Genomic DNA, 20895 nt, shown 5'->3' with positions numbered 1-20895 from the left:
TCTGTTTCAATAGTTGGGCTAAACCTAGGCAACTTGGTGGTCTGGTCGCCTTACCGGCCGGCAGATATGAGCTGAATCGGTGCGATTGCTTACTAGTACTGAGCTGAGATCTGAACTTTATCTGTCAACATGTCTTTAGTTATCAAATTGAATAAATAGTGAGGGGGTCTGAGACAAAAGTCTCAGGCGCCTTCTTTTTTTGGCCCCAATGTGGCGTAGATGGTGACGACCTCTCACTGTTATTGCCAGCAGGACATAGATTTAACGGTTAAATTATCAGTATCGGGTTACATTTACATAACCTTTACAATACGTCTACATGATGTTTACATTCGTTCGCTATACTAACTTTTGAAAAGGTCGGGCGTGACGCGCGACTATTAGGAGGTTAGCGGTATGTCGAAGAAACGCTGGTGGCAAGGTCTAGGCTTGCTGATTGTGGTGGTACTGGGCGTGTATGCCTACCAGACGCGACAGGTCAGTCATGCTGGCGAATCAATCACGGCGGTTGGTTCAACAGCGTTACAGCCCTTAGTGGAAGCGGCTGGAGAACAGTATACCGGAGAGCACCTGGGGACGTTTATTAACGTGCAGGGTGGTGGAACCGGAACGGGTCTCAGTCAAATTCAAGAGGGGGCTGTCCAGATTGGAAATTCCGACTTATTCGCTGGCGAACAAAAAGGGATTCAGGCGGCTGACTTAGTTGATCACCGAGTGGCGGTCGTGGGCATTACGCCGATCGTCAACCGAAAAGTCGGCGTGACCAACTTATCAACGGCCCAATTGATTCGGGTGTTCACGGGTAAGGTCACCAACTGGAAACAGGTTGGTGGCGCGGACTTGCCGGTCGTTTTGATTAACCGGGCGCAAGGTAGTGGGACCCGAGCAACGTTTGAACAGTTTGGTCTTGCCAAGCACCGTTCCAAGACAGCGCAGGAACAAGATTCCTCGGGAATGGTTCGGTCTATCGTTGCCACAACGCCGGGGGCAATTAGCTACGTGGCATTTTCTTACGTGGATAAGACGGTGCAGGATCTTTCCTTAGATCACGTGTCGCCAACCGAGGACAACGTGACCACAAACCGTTGGAAAATTTGGTCGTACGAGCATTTGTACACGAAGGGCCAGCCAACGGGCTTAACCAAGAAATTTATTGCGTACGTTGAATCACCAGCAGTCCAGAAAACGTTGGTCCGGCAGTTGGGTTACCTATCTCCCAGCCAGATGATGGTCGAACGGGACGCGGCTGGTAAAATTACCCCAATGGGAGGCGCCTAGATGAAGACCAAGACCACGCAGCAACTCGAGCAACAATTGAAGCGTCATTCCAAGGCTGCCAAATTAGAAATTTGGGGGCGGACCATCAGTTTGACGGCCCTGCTCTTGATCGTAGCCGTTGTGGTGGCCATCATTGGGTTTGTGGCGTCAAAGGGAATCGCCACGTTTACCAGTAACCACGTCAATCTGGGAGATTTCTTGACCGGTAAAAGTTGGAATCCCAACATCACGGATGCCAATGGCAAACCGGAAGTCGGGGCACTCCCGATGATTGTGGGGTCCTTTTTGATTACGATTCTGTCGGCTATCGTGGCGACACCGTTTGCGATTGGCACGGCAGTATTTATGAATGAAATTTCACCCAACAAAGGCGCCAAGATTCTTCAACCCGTGACCGAGTTATTGGTCGGGATTCCGTCAGTCGTCTATGGGTTTATCGGCCTGTCCGTGGTGGTCCCGACGACCCGGGCTATCTTTGGCGGTAGTGGGTTTGGAATCTTGTCCGGAACCTGTGTCCTGTTCGTGATGATCTTGCCCACGGTCACCTCAATGAGTGCGGATGCCTTAAAGTCCGTACCGCGTTACTACCGTGAAGCCTCACTAGCCTTGGGTGCGACGCAGTGGCAGACGATTTATAAAGTGGTGCTACGGGCAGCAACGCCGGGATTAATGACGGCGGTCGTTTTCGGAATGGCACGCGCGTTTGGGGAAGCTTTGGCTGTCCAAATGGTAATTGGGAACGCCGCTTTGATGCCGAATAGTTTGGTATCACCATCCTCAACGCTAACGTCTGTCCTGACCACGGGTATCGGAAATACGGTGATGGGCTCGTTGCAAAATAACGCGCTCTGGTCATTAGCACTCGTCTTACTGCTGATGTCCTTAGTCTTTAACTTGATTATCCGGTTGATTGGTCGGAAGGGGCGGTTACAGTAATGGACTCTAAAAAACAAAATAAAATTGCGATTGGCACCTTATATGGTATCGCCGGGCTAGTCGTGCTTATCTTATTAGCCTTACTCGGTTACATTCTGGCGAGTGGCTTGCCCCAACTCAGCTGGCATTTCTTGACGGCCCCCGCTAAAGCCTTTCTTAAAGGTGGTGGGGTTGGGGTACAGCTCTTCAACTCATTTTATCTACTGATTTTGGCAATGGCGATTTCCTTTCCCATTGCGTTAGGTGCAGCCATCTACCTGTATGAATACGCTCGTGATAACTGGATCACCACGACGATTCGCACGGCCATCGAAATTCTGAGTTCGCTACCTTCTGTGGTGGTAGGACTGTTCGGTTTCCTGTTCTTCGTGGTCAAGTTGCGATTAGGCTTTTCCATTCTTTCAGGAGCATTTGCACTGACCTTCTTCAATCTTCCATTGTTGACGCGGAGCATTGAGGATTCACTGCGAACGATTGATCTTGAACAACGCGAGGGAGGCCTGGCATTGGGTTTGTCTCGATGGGAGACGATTACGCGTGTTATCCTCCCCGCTGCCGTTCCAAGTATCTTGACTGGTGTTATCTTGAGTGCCGGTCGGGTCTTCGGGGAAGCTGCCGCCTTGATCTACACGGCCGGTCAGAGTGCCCCCGCCTTGAACTTTGCGGACTGGAATCCATTTAATATCTCTAGCCCGTTGAATCCGATGCGGCCCGCAGAAACGTTGGCCGTTCACATTTGGAAAATTAACTCTGAGGGCATTATGCCGGACGCCAAGGCCATTTCTTCTGGTTCGTCAGCGGTCCTGATCATTGCCATCTTGCTGTTTAACTTTGCTGCCCGTTACGTGGGCAAACGACTATACAAACGTCTAACGTCGGCGTAAAGGAGGGGTGCTATGTTTATCAACAATGATGTGACGAGAGCAACAGCTATGCAAGAGCGCCACGTGGTCCAACCGAACGATGCGGGCCACCCAATCATTCTGTCAACGGAAGGTCTACACGTCTTCTATGGCAAAAAAGAGGCGTTGTTCGAAGGTGACCTCCAGTTTGGGAGCAACCAGATTACCGCGTTGATCGGCCCCTCTGGTTCGGGAAAGTCCACGTACTTGCGGTCGTTGAATCGAATGAATGATCGTATTGCTACCGTGACTGGGAAAATCATGTACCGGGGCGTGGACATTAACCAGCCCGCCATTGATGTCTACGAGATGCGGCGGCGGGTGGGCATGGTCTTTCAACGGCCCAATCCGTTCGCCAAATCCATCTACGACAATATCGCGTTTGCGTTGCGGTTACGGGGAACCACAGACAAACACGAATTGGATGAAATTGTAGAAACGTCACTCAAGCAAGCAGCCCTCTGGGATCAGGTCAAAGACGACCTGAACAAGAGTGCGTTAGCCTTGTCTGGGGGACAGGCGCAACGGTTGTGTATTGCTAGGGCAATCGCCGTGAAACCCGATATTTTATTGTTGGATGAACCGGCGAGTGCGTTAGACCCCGTGTCGACCAGTCAGTTAGAAGATACTTTGTTGGATCTCAAGCAGCATTACACGATTATCATTGTGACCCACAACATGCAACAGGCCGCGCGAATCAGTGAATACACGGCATTTTTCAATCAGGGACGGGTGTTAGAGTATGACACCACGAGCCAAATATTTACGAATCCGCAGGTGCAGGTCACAAGTGATTACGTTTCGGGGAACTTCGGCTAAGAGGAGGAAGAAAACAAATGAGTGAGGAAATTTTAACGACCCAGGATCTCCATCTGTACTATGGGGAAAAGGAAGCCTTGAAGGGCATCAACTTGAACTTTGATGCTAAGGGAATCACGGCATTGATTGGACCGTCCGGTTGCGGCAAGTCGACGTACTTACGGACGCTAAACCGAATGAACGATTTGATTCCCAATGTGACGATTACGGGGACGATTAAGTTTAAAGGGGAAAACTTGTACGCGCCTAACGCGGACACGGTGGAAATTCGTAAGGAGATCGGCATGGTTTTCCAACAACCTAACCCGTTCCCATTTTCCATCTATGATAACGTCATCTACGGTCTGCGAATTGCTGGCGAAAAGGACAAAGAAAAGTTGGATGCGGTGGTTGAAAAGTCATTGCGGCAAGCAGCCGTGTGGGACGAAGTTAAGGATCACCTGCATGAAAGCGCATTGGCCTTGTCCGGTGGGCAACAACAACGGGTCTGTATTGCGCGGGTGCTTGCGGTTTCACCAGAAATTATTCTCTTAGATGAACCCACAAGTGCCCTGGATCCGGTGTCTAGTAGCCAAATTGAAGCAACCCTCTTGAATTTACGCCACGATTATACGATTATTATTGTGACCCATAACCTCCAGCAGGCTTCGCGAATTGCGGATCGGACCGCCTTCTTTATGAATGGCGAGCTGGTGGAAGTGGACCAAACCAAGAATATTTTCATGAATCCAGCGAAGAAACAGACGGAAGACTACATTAGTGGTCGATTTGGGTAAGGAGGCAGGCTATGAGAAGATTATTTGATGATGAATTAGCAGAATTGGATGCAGATTTCACCGAAATGGGAATGTTGGTCAGCGAGGTCATTCAGCAGGCCGTGGATTCCTTTACGAATCGCGATGCGGTGGCTGCACAACAGATCATTGATCAGGACCACCAGATCAACGAACGAGAAATTGCATTAGAGAAAAAGACGTTTGAAATGATTGCGTTATACCAACCCGTGACGACCGATCTCCGCGAAATCGTCACCATCTTAAAGGCCGTTTCGGAATTAGAACGGGCGGGTGACCACGCACGGAACATTGCGCATGCGACAATTAAATTTGGCAGCAAGCAAAAGATTCCGGTACTCGAGCAATTGTTAGGCCAGATGGGGCTGTTAACGACGCAAATGGTTAAAGACGTCTTGACGGCATACGTGAACAAGGATGAGGATGAAGCGCGTGAACTGGCAGCGGTTGACCGAAAGCTGGATCAGTTGAACCACCAAGTGCGGGCAGATAGTTATGAACAAATGCGCTTGGACCCTGCTTTTGAAACGGGAGCTTCCATCTACCTCAACGTTGCGCAAGACCTCAGTCGGATTGGTGATTACGTGACGAACGTCTGTGAATGGATCGTTTATCTGAAGTCGGGGCAAATTATCGAACTGAACTCAGCCAGTCAAGATGGCGAAGGCTAAACGTTAATCTAAACTGAAGATTTGCGAAGACGGCCACTGGAGACTTGCTTTCAGTGGCCGTCTTCGCTATTCTTGCCATAAGCCAGTCAATCAGGGGATCGTCAGGGAGAACCGTGATATTAAATGACAAGGTTAACTAGTGTCGTATATAATAACTGATACAGGGTGGGTAGTGTCGCCTGACCAGTCGGTAATATGGCTGAAACGACGCGGCTGAGTTTTACATGGCGCCTCTCTGGCAGCCGCAGTGCGACCGCGTTCTACCACCACTGATTCAAAATTTACGCAAAACAACTGTCTTAAAAAAGGAGTGTCCGCTGATGGCAGGTAACAAAAAACGTTTTGTCCGTTCCCGCACTAACCGTTTAGTCGGTGGGGTGTTGGGCGGTATTGCTGAATATTTTGGTTGGAACGCCAACCTCTTACGACTCATCTACGTCTTGATCTCGTTGGCGCTACCAACGCACGGAGTGTTGGGGCTCTTGCTCTACGTCATCGTGATGTCGTTTATGCCGCTAGATGATTCTCGGCCAGCAGGGCCCAACCTCGGCAATCTGGGTGATCTTTTCCGCAACGGGGGGTCGTCCGAATCTCAGAATTCAGGTCGTAAGGTGATTCATGACGTCACGGAACAAGACGTGAAGGATCAACACAAGGACGGTGAGTAGCATGCGCTTTTGGAGCCGAATTTTAGTAAACGCAGTGATTTTTCTGGCGTTGGCTGGGTTCTTCCAGAGTTCATTGGCCGGCTCATTTCAACATTCATTTTATGTCTCAAGCGTGGGCATCGCGTTACTGGCGAGTTTCGTGCTGGCCCTGTTAAACGCCGTTGTCAAACCAATCCTATTCGTCTTGTCACTGCCAATTACCATTCTGACCCTCGGGTTATTCAGCGTGGTGATCAATGCCATTATGCTGGAATTGACGTCTTGGTTTGTGGGGAGTAGCTTCACGTTCACCTCGTTTGGAACCACTCTGATTATTGCCATCGTCATGTCAATTTTTAATGCGATTATCAGTGATCACTATGCGCACGATTAACTGGTGAACTCAAAGGGAATTTGGTAGGAGTTCCCCCGCTAAAGTGCTAAAATTAAGGGTAGTTTTACGATGTAGTAAGGAGGAGCGCCCAATGCCAGAAAGCGTCACAGTGGCCGAACTTGTCAAAGCTAACCGGTTAGATGTCTACTCCGGCGAAGATGACTTGGAACGCAAGATTACAACTAGCGATATATCACGACCTGGTTTGGAATTAACCGGGTATTTTAACTATTATCCAGCAAAACGGATTCAACTCTTAGGAATCACGGAAACTTCCTTTGCTAAGGGCATGTCCCATGACCAATTGCTCGACGTTATGCGCAAAATGTGTCAGCCAGAAACGCCGGCTTTTGTGGTGTCCACCCAACTTGATCCACCAGAAGAATTGAAGCAGTCCGCGCAAGAGGCGGGGATTCCAATCTTAGGAACAAAGTTGACCACGTCACGGGTCCTCAGTAACATGACTAACTTTCTCGAAGGTAAACTAGCTGAACGCCAGTCTGTTCATGGCGTCCTAGTCGATATCTACGGGGTCGGGGTCATGATCACCGGAGATTCTGGCGTGGGTAAAAGTGAAACCGCTCTAGAATTGGTTAAACGGGGTCACCGATTGATTGCCGATGACCGCGTGGAGGTCTATCAACAAGATGAGCAGACTTTAGTTGGTGCTGCACCAGCTATTCTAAGCCACTTGCTAGAAATCCGCGGAATCGGTATTATTGATGTTATGAACTTGTTTGGGGCTGGTGCGGTCCGTAGCGAAACGGATATCGATCTCATTGTTCACCTTGAACTTTGGCACGATGATAACCACTTCGATCGTCTCGGCAACAACACGGAGTCTCAACGGTTCTTTGATGTGGTGGTGCCTAAGATTACGATTCCGGTAAAGACAGGTCGTAACTTAGCAATTATTATTGAAGCAGCGGCGATGAACTTCCGGGCCCGCTCCATGGGGTACGATGCCACGAAAGTCTTCGATGATAATTTGAATCGTCTAATCAAGCAAAACTCGAAAAAAGAATAGGAGATGGGCGTTATCTTCTCACCAATCATTGCGGCGTTGAATCCCATCGCCTTTCGTTTAGGGCCCATCGCGGTTCACTGGTATGGCATCATTATTGCTTCCGGCGTTGTTTTGGCAGTCACTTTGGCTGTGCGCGAAGGTCGTCTACGGGGAATTGACCCCGATGACATCTACGACATGATTTTGTGGGCGTTGCCAGCAGCTTTGATTGCGGCGCGACTCTACTATGTGGTCTTTCAATGGTCGTATTATCAGCATCACCCGGGCGAAATCATCGCCATCTGGGACGGGGGAATTGCAATCTACGGCTCGTTGATTGGTGCCGGGTTGGTCGTCTTCTTCTTTTGTCGATCACGATTTATTCCGGTTTGGTTGATGCTAGATGTTGCCGCACCAACGGTTATTCTGGGACAAGCCATTGGGCGCTGGGGAAACTTTATGAACCAAGAAGCCTTTGGTCGCGTTACAAGCTTAGCCTTTTTACAGGGGCTACACTTACCACAGTTTATCCTCGACCAGATGCTTATTGATGGGGCTTACCGTCAGCCAACGTTCCTGTATGAGTCGACTTGGGATCTGTTGGGATTCATCGTTTTGATGAGTCTACGACACTATCCGGGCCTCTTTAAGCAGGGCGAGGTCTTCTTGAGTTATGTGCTCTGGTATTCACTGGGGCGTTTCTTTATCGAGGGCATGCGGACGGATAGTTTGATGCTGTTTGGCATCATTCGAATCTCGCAGTTACTTTCGGTCGTTTTGTTTGTTGGGGCGTTGGTCATTTGGATCTATCGGCGGCGGGCAACCGTTACGCCACCGGACTATCTGGATGGCACCCCATTTCGAGAACGAACTAATCTTTCTAAATAAGGAGAATCCATTACTATGTCAGAGAAAATTGCAGTACTCGGTGCCGGTTCATGGGGATCAATCTTAGCGAATGTCTTGGATGGAAATGGTCACGATGTTCGGTTGTGGTCGTACAATCCCAAGCAAGTTGAGGAACTCAACACGCAGCACACGAATTCGCATTATATTAAGGATTTCACCTTTTCTCCCTCGTTAGTGGCCTACTCCGATTTAGCGAGTGCGTTAGTTGACGTTGACGCCATCTTATTCGTTGTGCCAACCAAGGCGGTTCGTTCCGTTGCTGGACAGGTCAGTGAAATCTTGCAAAAGACGGGATTACAGCCACAACTGATCCATGCCAGCAAGGGAATCGAACAGAAGACTTACAAACGAATCTCACAAGTTCTAGCAGAAGAGATTCCGGCAGCCAATCGACAGTCTGTGACCGTTTTGTCCGGGCCAAGCCATGCGGAGGACGTTGCGCGTAAGGATATTACCTTGATTACGGCGGCTAGTGAAAGTCCAGACGCTGCCAAGTACACGCAAAAGTTGTTTATGACGCCTTACTTCCGGGTCTACACCAACTCGGACGTTATCGGGGTCGAAATTGGTGCCGCACTGAAGAACATTATTGCTTTAGGTGCCGGTGCTTTACACGGGTTAGGCTACGGTGACAACGCCAAAGCTGCCTTGATGACGCGAGGGTTAGCCGAAATTTCTCGGTTAGGGACCTCGTTTGGTGCCGACCCAATGACCTTTATTGGGTTGTCTGGGGTGGGGGACGTTATCGTAACGGCCACCAGCTCGAACTCACGTAACTGGCGTGCTGGTGACGAATTGGGCCGTGGGGAGGCCTTAGACGATGTCATCAACCACATGGGAATGGTGATCGAAGGGTTGGCTACGACGAAGGCCGCCTACGAATTGTCTCAGGAACGGGGCGTTTCCATGCCAATTACGGAAGCAATTTACCAAGTGATTTATGAGGGTAAGGATATTCGTCAAGCTATCTCAGATCTGATGCAACGTGAAGGTCGGTCTGAATTCTAACAAGCTCTGGGGATACGGGAAAGGATATTTATATTATGAGAAAAGTCAGAAAAGCAGTCATTCCAGCCGCGGGTCTGGGTACCCGATTTTTGCCAGCTACGAAAGCCTTAGCTAAGGAAATGTTACCGATCGTGGACAAGCCAACGATTCAATTCATCGTTGAAGAAGCACGTAAGTCCGGCATCGAAGACATTGTTATTGTTGATGGGAAGTCCAAGCGGTCCATTGAAGATCACTTCGATTCTAATCCTGAATTGGAAGCCAACTTAGCGGCTAAGCACAAGGATGAAATGCTCCGTCAGGTCCAAGAGACGACGGGGATGAACTTGTACTTCATTCGGCAACCTTACCCGCGTGGCTTGGGTGACGCCGTTTTGACGGCCAAAGCCTTTATCGGTGACGAACCCTTCGTTGTGATGTTGGGTGACGACATGACCGATAGTAAGGTGCCTTTGACCAAACAACTGATTGACCGGTATAACGAAACGGGTGCCTCCACGTTAGCTGTTATGCGGGTACCACATAAGGATACGGCCAAGTATGGGGTCATCAATCCTTCTGAAGAAACTGCACCAGGGCTGTACAACGTGACTAACTTCGTTGAAAAGCCACAACCTGATGAAGCACCTAGTGATTTGGCCATTATCGGGCGGTACTTATTCACACCAGAAATTTTTGAAGCTTTGGAAAATACACCAATTGGCTTGGGCAATGAACTTCAGTTGACCGATGCCATTGATAACTTAAACAAGACGCAACGGGTCTTCGCTCATGAATACACGGGCAAGCGGTTCGATGTTGGGAACAAGTTTGGTTGGCTCAAGACCAATATTGAATATGGGTTGAACCATCCGGAAACTAAAGACCAACTGCGCGCCTACATTAAAGAATTAAACACGCGATTAGCCAAGGAAGACGATCAATCGAAGCCAGCCAAGTCAAAGTAGGTGACAAACTTACTTTTTAATAGTAGAGTAGCACCATGGCTTAAGAGCAGAAGGGAGCGTTAACGTTGAAAAACTATGATGTCATTGTGATTGGTGCGGGTCCTGGCGGTATGACCGGGGCACTGTACGCCTCACGGGCCAACTTATCTGTCTTGATGTTGGACCGTGGAATCTATGGCGGTCAAATGAACAACACAGCAGCAATCGAGAACTATCCGGGGTTCAAGTCCGTCTTAGGACCAGACCTGGCCAAGGATATGTACGATGGCTCGACACAATTTGGCGCCGAATTTGCCTATGGTAGTGTAGAATCTATCGAAGATCAGGGCGATCATAAGATCGTAAAGACCGATGATGGCGACTATTCTGCGAAGGCAGTTATCGTGGCTACCGGTTCCGAATATAAGAAGCTGGGCGTACCTGGCGAGGATCAATTTGGTGGCCGGGGTGTCTCTTACTGCGCGGTCTGCGATGGGGCCTTCTTTAAGAACCGTGAAGTTGCCGTCATTGGTGGTGGCGATTCCGCAGTTGAAGAAAGTATCTACTTGGCGGGCTTAGCTTCCAAGGTAACCGTTTTTGTTCGCCGCGATAAGCTCCGGGCACAAAAGGTGATTCAGGACCGGGCCTTTGCTAATGAGAAGATTGAATTCGTTTGGAACACGAGCGTGACTGAAGTGTTGGGTGACGACATGAAGGTTACCGGTGTGGCAACTAAGAACAACGTGACCGGCGAGACTGGCGAAAAGGCTGTTAGTGGGGTCTTCATTTACGTGGGGAACTTACCAATGACTGCTGCTTTCAAGGGTCTCGGCATTACGAACGATGCTGGTTGGATTCCAACGAACGAACTGATGCACACGTCTGTTCCTGGCATCTTTGCAATCGGTGACGTGCGTGAAAAGACGCTTCGCCAGATTACAACAGCTGTCGGTGACGGTGGTATTGCTGGCCAAGAGGCTTTCAGTTACCTGGAAACTTTGAAGTCGCAAGCAGCTTCGGCAAAATAAATGTTAAACTTAGCGGAGACAACCATTTAGGGATGTTTCCGCTTTTTTGTTACGCGAAAAGGGACTACAATGTTTGGTATTAAAATGAATTTTGGTTAAATTCAATTTTCGTTTTAAGCGTGAATTCTAACGGCTAACCGGAAATGAATTCAAAAAAATCAAGGGAGTTGGCAGAAGTATGGGGATGAATCAGTTTTTACAAAGTTTGAGTGACTTGGAAACAATCAATCGCGCACCAGGCTACTTCAAGTTTGAGCAACATTCCGTGGCGGCCCATTCGTTTAAGGTTGCTGAGGTCGCACAGTTCCTGGGCGACGTGGAGGAACAAGCTGGGCACGCAGTTAATTGGCGACTGGTCTACGAGAAGGCGTTGAACCATGACTATACGGAGCGATTTATCGGGGATATCAAGACGCCGGTTAAATACGCAACGCCAGAATTACGGCATATGCTGGCCGATGTCGAAACGTCGTTGACTGCAAACTTTATTGAAAACGAAATTCCAAAACAGTTTCAAGCTGCCTACACACGGCGGTTAGGTGAGGGCAAGGATGACACCTTGGAGGGGCAGATCCTGTCTGTGGCCGATAAGGTCGACTTACTCTACGAATCATTTGGTGAAATTCAAAAGGGGAACCCGGAGCCCGTTTATACGGAGATCTACCGGGAGAGCTTGAGCACCATCTTGACGTTCAAGCAGCTGGATTGCGTGAAGTACTTTCTGGCCGAGGTGCTTCCAGAAATGTTGGCGGCAGATTTTAGTGATCGCCAAAAATTGGCACAGCTAACGGATGAACTTTTACAACAGCAGGAGGCACAAGCATGAAGTTAGCCGAGGTGTGGAACCAGAACTTAGCGGGGGCAACGGTACGGCCGTTGACGCATGCAGACGACGACCTGATCTATCAATTTCAGGCAAGCCATCCGGAATATTTCGACCATTTCCAAGATCATCCTGTAACCCGGCAAGAGGCCATTCAAGACGTGACGGACATTCCTTTGAACGCGCAAGCCGACCAAAAGGCCTACCTGGGTGTTTTTGAGGGGGATGACCTTGTCGTCTTGGTGGATCTGATTATCGACTATCCACTCCCAAGCTTGGTCTGGTTGGGCATGTGGCTGCCAGCCAAGCGTCTGACGACAGAACAATCAGCAGCTTATTACTGGAGCCTAGTCAAAACATTGCGGGCAGCGGACGCCGTTCAATTACAGCTCAGCGTCTTCATGGGTGACCGACAAATGAAACAGTTCTGGGACAACCTGGGGTTAACAGCTGTCCAAACGACCACGGTAGTTCGGGGTGAACGGGTCGCTAATGTGACCATCTATCAGGACAAGTTTGATCGATAGGACGCCAAACTAGCGAAAGTATGTTCGGTATGGTAGAATAATTTAGCGTGATGGGAAACGATCCGTTTCCCAACTTTTCTGCTGAAATTAAAAGTTAATTTACCGTACACTGGCTGACACTTCAGATTTAATGTGCGAGCTAAGTGACGGCGTACCAGTTGTTAATTTTGGACTGGAACGCGGTGAGCAGGGCGGTTCAAGGTAGTCTTTGACGGCACCTTTAAGCTAGAAGCTCACGAGGTCAACTTTTAAAGCAAAAGAAAAAACGACAAAATAGATAGTTATTTAAACGGGTAAGGAGGTTATCCACTATGATTGATCGACAAACAGACCGTAAATTTGACCTCGTGTCAGATTATCAGCCAACTGGGGACCAACCGAATGCCATTTCACAGCTGACTAAGGGGCTGAATGATGGCGAAAAGGCACAGATCTTGCTGGGAGCGACCGGGACTGGGAAGACATTTACCATTTCAAACGTGATTAAGAATGTCAACAAACCCACGCTGGTGCTTTCTCATAACAAGACCCTGGCAGGGCAACTTTACGGGGAGTTCAAGCAATTCTTTCCGAACAATGCGGTGGAGTATTTTGTGAGTTACTACGATTATTACCAACCGGAAGCTTATGTGCCCTCGAGCGATACTTACATTGAAAAGGATTCCTCAATCAACGATGAGATCGATAAGTTACGGCACTCGGCGACGAGTTCATTGTTGGAAAGAAACGACGTCATTGTCGTAGCCTCCGTGTCCTCCATCTTTGGTTTAGGGGACCCCACTGAATATAAAAATCACGTGGTCTCCCTCCGTGTTGGGCAAGAAATCGAGCGGGACGCGCTGTTACGTAAGTTAGTCAACATTCAATTTGAACGGAATGACTATGACTTTCAGCGGGGCCGCTTTCGGGTTCACGGCGATGTGGTCGAAATTTTCCCAGCATCGCGGGACGACCGTGCACTGCGGGTCGAATTCTTTGGCGACGAGATTGACCGGATTCGGGAAGTAGATTCCCTGACTGGTGAAATCGTCGGCGATCGCGAACACGTGGCTATTTTCCCGGCAACACACTTTATGACTAATGATGATGTCATGGCCAAAGCCACGAATGGGATTGAGGGTGAGCTGAAGTCACGTGTCGCCGAACTGGAAGGCGCAGGCAAGCTGCTGGAAGCGCAACGGCTCAAGCAGCGGACCACCTATGACCTGGAAATGATGCGCGAAATGGGCTACACCAGCGGTATTGAAAACTATTCGCGGTGGATGGACGGGCGTAAAGCCGGTGAACCACCTTATACGTTGCTCGATTTCTTCCCGAAAGACTTTTTGTTAGTCGTCGATGAATCACACGTGACGATGCCGCAAGTTCGGGGCATGTACAATGGTGACCGTGCGCGGAAGCAACAGCTAGTCGATTATGGTTTCCGACTGCCAAGCGCACTGGATAACCGACCATTGAAACTCAATGAAGTTGAACAGCACATCAACCAAGTCATTTACATGTCAGCGACGCCAGGCCCCTATGAGTCTGAACAAACGGATCACGTTGTCCAACAGATCATTCGACCAACTGGGTTGTTGGATCCCACAATTGAGGTTCGGCCAATCATGGGCCAAATGGATGACTTGGTGGGAGAAATCAATGCGCGGGTCGACAAGAACGAGCGGACATTTGTCACAACGTTGACCAAAAAAATGGCGGAAGATTTAACGGACTACTTGAAGGATCTCGGCATCAAAGTGGCCTACTTGCACTCGGACATTAAAACCCTGGAACGTACTGAGATCATGCGTGACCTACGTTTAGGGAAGTATGATGTTTTGGTCGGCATCAACCTGTTGCGGGAAGGAATTGATATTCCTGAAGTATCACTAGTGGCTATTTTGGATGCCGATAAGGAAGGCTTCCTGCGTAACGAACGGTCGTTGATTCAAACTATTGGTCGGGCAGCACGAAACTCTCACGGGGCCGTCATCATGTATGCTGATTCTGTGACGGAATCCATGCAAGCCGCGATTGACGAGACGGCCCGGCGGCGTCAAGTCCAGATGGCTTACAACAAGAAACATGGAATCACGCCAACGACGATTATTAAGCCAATTCGTGACTTGATCGCCGTTACGAAGAAGAACGACGATAGTGATGAAAAAGATGACTTTGTTGCAAGCGACTTTGAAGATATGACGAAGGAAGACCAAGAGAAATTAATTTCCCGGTTGGAAGACGAAATGCGCGCAGCGGCTAAGAAGCTGGACTTCGAACAGGCGGCGTCCTTGCGGGATACAATTATGGATATGAAGACTGAAATCGGGGACTAGGTTAGTTAGGAGAATGCCAATTGGTAAACGATAAAATCGTGATTCACGGGGCGCGGGCCCACAACTTGAAAGATATCGACGTAACGATTCCCAAGAACAAATTGGTGGTCATCAGTGGCCTGTCTGGTTCTGGGAAGAGTTCTTTGGCCTTTGATACGCTGTATGCAGAGGGCCAACGTCGTTATGTGGAGAGCTTGTCGTCCTATGCACGACAATTTTTAGGGCAAATGGATAAGCCAGATGTTGATTCAATTGATGGCCTAAGTCCAGCCATTTCAATCGACCAAAAGACGACCTCGAAGAACCCACGGTCCACGGTCGGAACCGTCACGGAAATCAATGATTATCTGCGACTGCTGTGGGCGCGGGTCGGAACACCGATCTGTCCCAACGATGGTACTAAGATCACGAGCCAGAGTGTGGAGCAGATGGTCGATCAGGTGCTAGCTTTGCCGGAACGGACGAAACTGCAGGTTTTATCGCCCATCGTTCGCGCGAAAAAGGGTCAACACAAAAAAATCTTTGAAAAAATCCAGCGTGAGGGTTTTGTGCGGGTCCGGGTCGACGGTGAGATCTTAGACATCGACAACGTGCCCGAACTGAATAAGAATCAGAGCCATGATATCGCCATCGTTATCGATCGGGTCGTTGTGAAAAAGGGTATTCGGTCCCGCCTATTCGATTCCTTTGAAGCGGCGTTACGTTTGAGTGGTGGTTATGCAATCGCCGACCTGATCGACGGTGATCCCATGATCTTCTCTGAGCATTATGCTTGTCCTGTCTGTGGATTTACCGTGGGCGAATTAGAACCCCGGCTCTTCTCCTTTAACGCGCCATTTGGTGCTTGCCCCGATTGTGATGGATTAGGGGTCAAGTTGGAAGTTGACCTAGATTTAGTGGTTCCAGATGCAACGAAAACGTTGCGCGAAGGCGCTTTAGAGCCTTGGAATCCAATCAGCTCGCAGTACTATCCAGCGTTGCTGGAACAAGCTTGCGCGGCCTTTAACATTGATATGGATACGCCCTTTAAGGACCTGTCCAAGAACGACCAAGCCGTCGTATTGTATGGCTCACAGGGCAAGGAATTCCATTTCCACTATGAAAATGATTTTGGTGGTGTCCGTGATGTTGACGTGGCCTTTGAAGGGGTTATTCCCAACATTGATCGGCGTTACCATGAAACGAACAGTGATTTTACGCGTGATGTGATGCGGAAGTACATGACTGAATTGACCTGTCAGACGTGTCATGGTTTTCGGTTGAACCGGCAAGCGCTGAGTGTGAAGATCAATCACCAACACATCGGTGAGGTCTCCAACTTGCCTGTCGACAAGGAGCTGAGCTTCTTTAATGACTTGCATTTTGGTGAACAGGATCAAGTCATCGCGCAACCGATTTTGAAGGAAATTCGTGACCGACTGACCTTCTTACGAAACGTGGGCTTGGACTACCTGACGCTCAGTCGTTCGGCCCGGACATTATCTGGTGGGGAGGCCCAACGGATTCGGTTGGCCACGCAAATTGGGTCCAATCTATCTGGGGTGCTCTACATTTTAGATGAACCTTCAATCGGGCTGCATCAACGGGATAATGACCGCTTGATTGCATCCTTGAAGCAGATGCGTGATTTGGGTAACACGCTGATCGTTGTGGAACACGATGAGGACACCATGCGGGCCGCTGATTACATTGTGGATATTGGTCCGGGTGCGGGTGAAAACGGTGGCCACGTGATGGCTGCGGGGACACCTAAGCAAGTCATGCGCTCGCGAAAGTCATTGACTGGCCAGTACCTGTCTGGTAAACAATACATTCCAGTCCCACTGCAACGGCGTCAGGGAAATGGCAAAGAAATTCGAGTGACTGGTGCAGCCGAAAACAACTTAAAGGATATTACGGTTGATTTTCCGCTGGGCGAGTTTGTGGTGGTCACCGGCGTCTCAGGCTCTGGGAAGTCGACGTTGGTCAATACGATTCTGAAACGCGCGTTGGCCCAGAAACTGAATCACAATTCGGAAAAACCCGGGAAATATCAGAGTATTGCCGGCGTAACGAACATTGAGCGCTTGGTTGATATTGACCAAAGTCCAATTGGGCGGACGCCACGGAGTAACCCAGCCACGTATACGGGGGTCTTTGACGATGTCCGGACCTTATTTGCTCAGACAAACGACGCCAAGTTACGTGGTTATCAAAAGGGCCGGTTTAGTTTCAACACCAAGGGTGGTCGTTGTGAGGCTTGCCATGGGGATGGAATCTTAAAGATCGAAATGAACTTTTTACCCGACGTTTACGTGCCTTGTGAAGTTTGTCATGGGACGCGTTACAACTCAGAAACGTTGGAAGTTGAATACAAGGGAAAGAATATTGCTGACGTGCTGGATATGACTGTCAGCGAAGCGCTGAAGTTCTTTGAGGCCATTCCGAAGATTACGCGGAAGCTCCAAACGATTCAAGATGTCGGTTTGGGCTACGTGAAGTTAGGCCAACCTGCGACCACCTTATCTGGTGGGGAAGCGCAACGGATGAAGTTGGCTTCTGAATTGCACAAGCAACAGAACGGGAAGAACTTTTATATCCTTGATGAACCAACCACGGGGCTCCATGCGGACGATATCAAGCGCTTGTTGGTCGTCTTGCATCGCCTAGTCGACAAGGGGAATACGGTCTTGGTTATCGAACATAACTTAGATGTCATCAAGACGGCGGATCATTTGATCGACTTGGGTCCTGAAGGTGGCGAAGCCGGCGGCAACGTTGTGGCGACCGGAACGCCGGAAGAATTGGCTGAAGTAAAGGCGAGCTACACGGGGCAGTACCTCAAGCCGGTCTTGGAACGGGATCGCGCACGCACGGAAGCCGACCAGAAGAAGTAGTGATTTAACTAGTCATCAAAACGTCATAAAGGAGGTATCAAGCTGCTATCACGCGGTTTGATGCCTTTTTTGTTTGAAGTTAACTTGTGAGAACTGGCGAAAACCAGTACAATAGTTGAAAAGCCGGTCGGCACTTGGCCGGAGTTGTGAGGAGATGTCGGTTTATGTTTAATATGAGTCGTACTCGTTGGGGTTTTGACTGGGGTGAGTTCATCCTCGGCATTTTATTTATCGTTGCTGCGGTGGGCTTATTGCGGTCACCCAAGATCGGTTTGACGGGCTTAGCTATTATCTTTGCTTTCATGGCTTTACTAAGTGGGCTGACCACCATTGCGGGTTACAAAAAGTTACATGATGTTACCGGAATCCGTGCCAACTTTGCGTTAGTTTTTGGAATTCTGGATATCTTGATTGCCGTGGTGTTCTTCTTTGATATGAATAGCGCCATCGTGACATTGGGCTACCTGTTCGCACTCTGGTTCATCTTTGATTCGGTTGAGCGGTTATTAGTTGCCAGTCATTTGCGCGACTTTGGTGGGGCCTTCTTCTGGTTGTCATTGATTTTAGATGTTATCAGTTTAGCCTTGGGCATTATGTTGTTTATTCATCCAATTGCTGCTGCACTGTCGCTGAACTGGTTGATCGCCATGTTCTTCATCGTCTTTGGTGTTAACGCCATCTGGATTGCGATTGCGCGTAGCCGCTCATAAGCAGTTAAGAAAATGGGTTAGGCCGCTACAGGTTGTTGGAAGAACCGGCAATGATCGTTGCGGGCCACAAGTAATTTGATATTTGTGAACGTAAAGGGAAGTTTCTTCTGAAGTAGTCGGGAAGAAACTTTTTTTGTACACCGGTGATTGATGACGACTGCCTGAGTGTGGGCTACGGACGAATGGTGTATAAAGGGCACAGATTGTGGGGTGGTCACGATTACTGGCTAGCTTGGTTTTGACGCGGATTACGAAAATGGAAAGTCGTATCCGGGCGAAACCGCGTGTTCCGGTCAAAATTTAGCGAAATAGTTATGATTTTCGTCGCTATTTGTTGATAATTTAAAGGAATTGTTAGGAAAAGACACACCCGGTGTGTTATACTGCTTAAAGATTGTTTTTGAAAAGGAAGCTGGAGGAAAAGCCATGACTGAAGATATTCGCCTGGTTATTATTACTGGGATGAGTGGCGCTGGTAAAACGGTGGCCATGCAAAGCTTTGAAGATTTAGGCTATTTCTGCATCGACAACATGCCGCCATCGTTATTACCTAAGTTCTGGGATCTCGTACGCGAATCGGGGAAGCTATCTAAAATTGCCCTGGTCATCGACTTACGATCCCGGGCATTTTACGACGAAATTGTTCGGATGCTAAACGATGTTGCCGTTCATGGCACGATGAACGCGCAGGTCTTGTTTCTAGATGCTTCCGATGAAGAGCTGGTTTCCCGCTATAAGGAGACCCGCCGTTCCCATCCACTGGCACGTAATGGTCGGGTCATGGAGGGCATTCAGCGTGAGCGTAGTCTCCTGGAACCAATTCGGCAGGCGGCCCAGCTGGTGATTGATACGACGAAATTAAGCCCGCGAAAATTACGGGAAGAAATTTTTCATAACTACGAGACGACGAACGTGCAATTGTTCCACATCGAAGTCATGTCCTTTGGGTTCAAGTATGGGTTGCCCATTGACGCCGACATCGTGATGGACGTTCGTTTCCTGCCCAACCCTTACTACTTGCCCGCATTGCGCGAACAAACGGGGCTGGATGAACCCGTCTACGACTATGTCATGCAACAGCCTCAGACCGAGGAGTTTTACCAGCGGTTCTTGAGCTTATTGACGGCAATCGTCCCCGGGTATCAAAAAGAAGGTAAATCTAATCTCACTATCGCCATCGGTTGTACGGGTGGCCAACACCGCTCCGTCGCTTTGGCCCAACGAATTGGTCAGGCACTGGGGGATGCTTACCCCGTGCACGTGACTCACCGGGATATTGAGAAGCGAAAGGAGTCTGCTAATCGCTCATGAGAGATCCAATGCGCACCCGACGGCCTAAGATTGTGGTCATCGGTGGGGGAACGGGATTACCCGTTATCCTCAGTAATTTACGCGATCAAGACGTCGACATCACTGCGGTGGTGACGGTCGCCGATGATGGCGGTTCTTCTGGTATCATTCGACATTACGTGAACGTGGTGCCGCCTGGAGATATTCGTAACGTCATGGTGGCGTTGGCGGAGGTTCCAGATATTTATAAAGACTTATTCCAGTACCGGTTCGAAACGAGTGATGACTTCTTTGCTGGTCACGCCATTGGAAACTTGATCATTGCCGCCTTGTCGGAAATGAAGGGCGGTATTTTTGATGCGGTGCAGGAATTGTCACAATTGATGCGGGTCAACGGTCACATCTATCCGGCCGCCAATGAACCTTTGGAGCTACACGCGCAGTTTGCGGATGGCAGTAAACTTAGCGGAGAAGCTGAGATTACGGCAGCCCACAAACTGATCAAGCGGGTGTGGGTCGAAACCAGTGACCACCATCAGCAGCCACAAGCCGTGCAACCTGTGATTGATGCCATTATGAATGCGGATCAGATTGTCTTGGGGCCAGGAAGCCTATTTACCAGCATCCTGCCAAACCTGATGATCGACAGTGTTGGTCAGGCTGTGCGGGACAGTTCTGCTGAGGTCGTTTACATCTGCAATATCATGACGCAGAAGGGCGAAACGGAAAACTTTACCGATGCTGACCACGTTCGCGTGTTAAATGAACATTTACAAGCTAACTTTATCGATACCGTTTTGGTCAATACCCGGAAGGTACCCGACCGGTATATCGATTATCAACGGTGGGACGAAATGTCACAACCGGTTCGTCACGATTTCCAGGGACTCCGCGATCAGGGGTGCCGGGTCATCTCCACGGACTTTTTAATGCTACGGGATAATGGGGCCTTTCATAACGGGCAAGAGGTCGTACGCGAACTCTTGAATCTGATTGGTCAACCGCGCCCCCAAAAGGAACGGAGGTCTTAACG

The 20895-nt window shown here is 49.3% G+C and carries 20 protein-coding genes; all 20 read left to right on the top strand.

Going from position 1 to position 20895, the window contains the following annotated elements; translation table 11 throughout:
• Positions 1-396 precede the first annotated feature (396 nt).
• Positions 397-1278 carry a phosphate ABC transporter substrate-binding protein gene (locus tag FAY32_RS07995; protein WP_143462918.1) on the top strand — a complete coding sequence of 294 codons (882 nt, stop codon included), beginning with the start codon at positions 397-399 and terminating at the stop codon, positions 1276-1278.
• A complete protein-coding gene (gene pstC, locus FAY32_RS07990) occupies positions 1279-2214 on the top strand; it encodes a phosphate ABC transporter permease subunit PstC (RefSeq protein WP_143462917.1) in 936 nt (311 codons plus the stop codon).
• Complete coding sequence (pstA, locus tag FAY32_RS07985) at positions 2214-3098, top strand: phosphate ABC transporter permease PstA (protein WP_143462916.1); 885 nt, start codon at positions 2214-2216, stop codon at positions 3096-3098. The genes pstC and pstA overlap by 1 nt, the downstream gene beginning before the upstream one ends.
• Positions 3099-3146: 48 nt before the next feature.
• Entirely contained in the window at positions 3147-3935 is a 789-nt protein-coding gene (gene pstB, locus FAY32_RS07980; protein WP_143462965.1) for a phosphate ABC transporter ATP-binding protein PstB, read from the top strand.
• 17 nt (positions 3936-3952) lie between these two features.
• Entirely contained in the window at positions 3953-4711 is a 759-nt protein-coding gene (gene pstB, locus FAY32_RS07975) for a phosphate ABC transporter ATP-binding protein PstB (RefSeq protein ID WP_048732388.1), read from the top strand.
• Between the two features lie 11 nt (positions 4712-4722).
• Entirely contained in the window at positions 4723-5400 is a 678-nt protein-coding gene (gene phoU, locus FAY32_RS07970) for a phosphate signaling complex protein PhoU (protein ID WP_143462915.1), read from the top strand.
• Positions 5401-5720: 320 nt separating this feature from the next.
• Complete coding sequence (locus FAY32_RS07965; RefSeq protein ID WP_143462914.1) at positions 5721-6068, top strand: PspC domain-containing protein; 348 nt, start codon at positions 5721-5723, stop codon at positions 6066-6068.
• A gap of 1 nt (position 6069) precedes the next feature.
• Positions 6070-6441 carry a phage holin family protein gene (locus FAY32_RS07960; protein ID WP_143462913.1) on the top strand — a complete coding sequence of 124 codons (372 nt, stop codon included), beginning with the start codon at positions 6070-6072 and terminating at the stop codon, positions 6439-6441.
• A gap of 91 nt (positions 6442-6532) precedes the next feature.
• Complete coding sequence (gene hprK, locus FAY32_RS07955) at positions 6533-7468, top strand: HPr(Ser) kinase/phosphatase (RefSeq protein WP_143462912.1); 936 nt, start codon at positions 6533-6535, stop codon at positions 7466-7468.
• A 3-nt stretch (positions 7469-7471) separates the two neighbouring features.
• Positions 7472-8335, top strand: coding sequence for a prolipoprotein diacylglyceryl transferase (gene lgt, locus FAY32_RS07950; RefSeq protein WP_143462911.1), 864 nt, complete (start codon positions 7472-7474; stop codon positions 8333-8335).
• 15 nt (positions 8336-8350) lie between these two features.
• On the top strand, positions 8351-9364 hold the full coding sequence (locus FAY32_RS07945; protein WP_143462910.1) for an NAD(P)H-dependent glycerol-3-phosphate dehydrogenase: 1014 nt from the start codon (positions 8351-8353) through the stop codon (positions 9362-9364).
• 35 nt (positions 9365-9399) lie between these two features.
• Complete coding sequence (gene galU, locus FAY32_RS07940) at positions 9400-10311, top strand: UTP--glucose-1-phosphate uridylyltransferase GalU (protein ID WP_143462909.1); 912 nt, start codon at positions 9400-9402, stop codon at positions 10309-10311.
• A gap of 65 nt (positions 10312-10376) precedes the next feature.
• Positions 10377-11318: a thioredoxin-disulfide reductase gene (gene trxB / locus FAY32_RS07935; protein ID WP_143462908.1), complete on the top strand. Its 942-nt coding sequence runs from the start codon at positions 10377-10379 to the stop codon at positions 11316-11318.
• 178 nt (positions 11319-11496) lie between these two features.
• A complete protein-coding gene (locus tag FAY32_RS07930; protein WP_143462907.1) occupies positions 11497-12144 on the top strand; it encodes a YfbR-like 5'-deoxynucleotidase in 648 nt (215 codons plus the stop codon).
• Positions 12141-12668 (top strand): acetyltransferase, encoded by a 528-nt coding sequence (locus FAY32_RS07925; RefSeq protein ID WP_143462906.1) that lies wholly within the window; start codon positions 12141-12143, stop codon positions 12666-12668. Before FAY32_RS07930 ends, FAY32_RS07925 begins: the two co-directional genes overlap by 4 nt.
• Before the next feature lie 311 nt (positions 12669-12979).
• Positions 12980-14986: an excinuclease ABC subunit UvrB gene (gene uvrB, locus FAY32_RS07920; protein WP_143462905.1), complete on the top strand. Its 2007-nt coding sequence runs from the start codon at positions 12980-12982 to the stop codon at positions 14984-14986.
• A 20-nt stretch (positions 14987-15006) separates the two neighbouring features.
• Positions 15007-17862 (top strand): excinuclease ABC subunit UvrA, encoded by a 2856-nt coding sequence (uvrA, locus tag FAY32_RS07915; RefSeq protein ID WP_143462904.1) that lies wholly within the window; start codon positions 15007-15009, stop codon positions 17860-17862.
• Positions 17863-18026: 164 nt separating this feature from the next.
• Entirely contained in the window at positions 18027-18572 is a 546-nt protein-coding gene (locus FAY32_RS07910) for an HdeD family acid-resistance protein (RefSeq protein ID WP_143462903.1), read from the top strand.
• A 426-nt stretch (positions 18573-18998) separates the two neighbouring features.
• A complete protein-coding gene (gene rapZ / locus FAY32_RS07905; protein WP_143462902.1) occupies positions 18999-19883 on the top strand; it encodes an RNase adapter RapZ in 885 nt (294 codons plus the stop codon).
• Entirely contained in the window at positions 19880-20893 is a 1014-nt protein-coding gene (locus FAY32_RS07900) for a gluconeogenesis factor YvcK family protein (protein ID WP_143462901.1), read from the top strand. Before rapZ ends, FAY32_RS07900 begins: the two co-directional genes overlap by 4 nt.
• Positions 20894-20895 lie beyond the last annotated feature (2 nt).

The sequence above is a fragment of the Levilactobacillus enshiensis genome, assembly GCF_007115095.1.
GTDB lineage: Bacteria > Bacillota > Bacilli > Lactobacillales > Lactobacillaceae > Levilactobacillus > Levilactobacillus enshiensis.
This window is presented reverse-complemented; position numbering and strand designations above follow the sequence as displayed.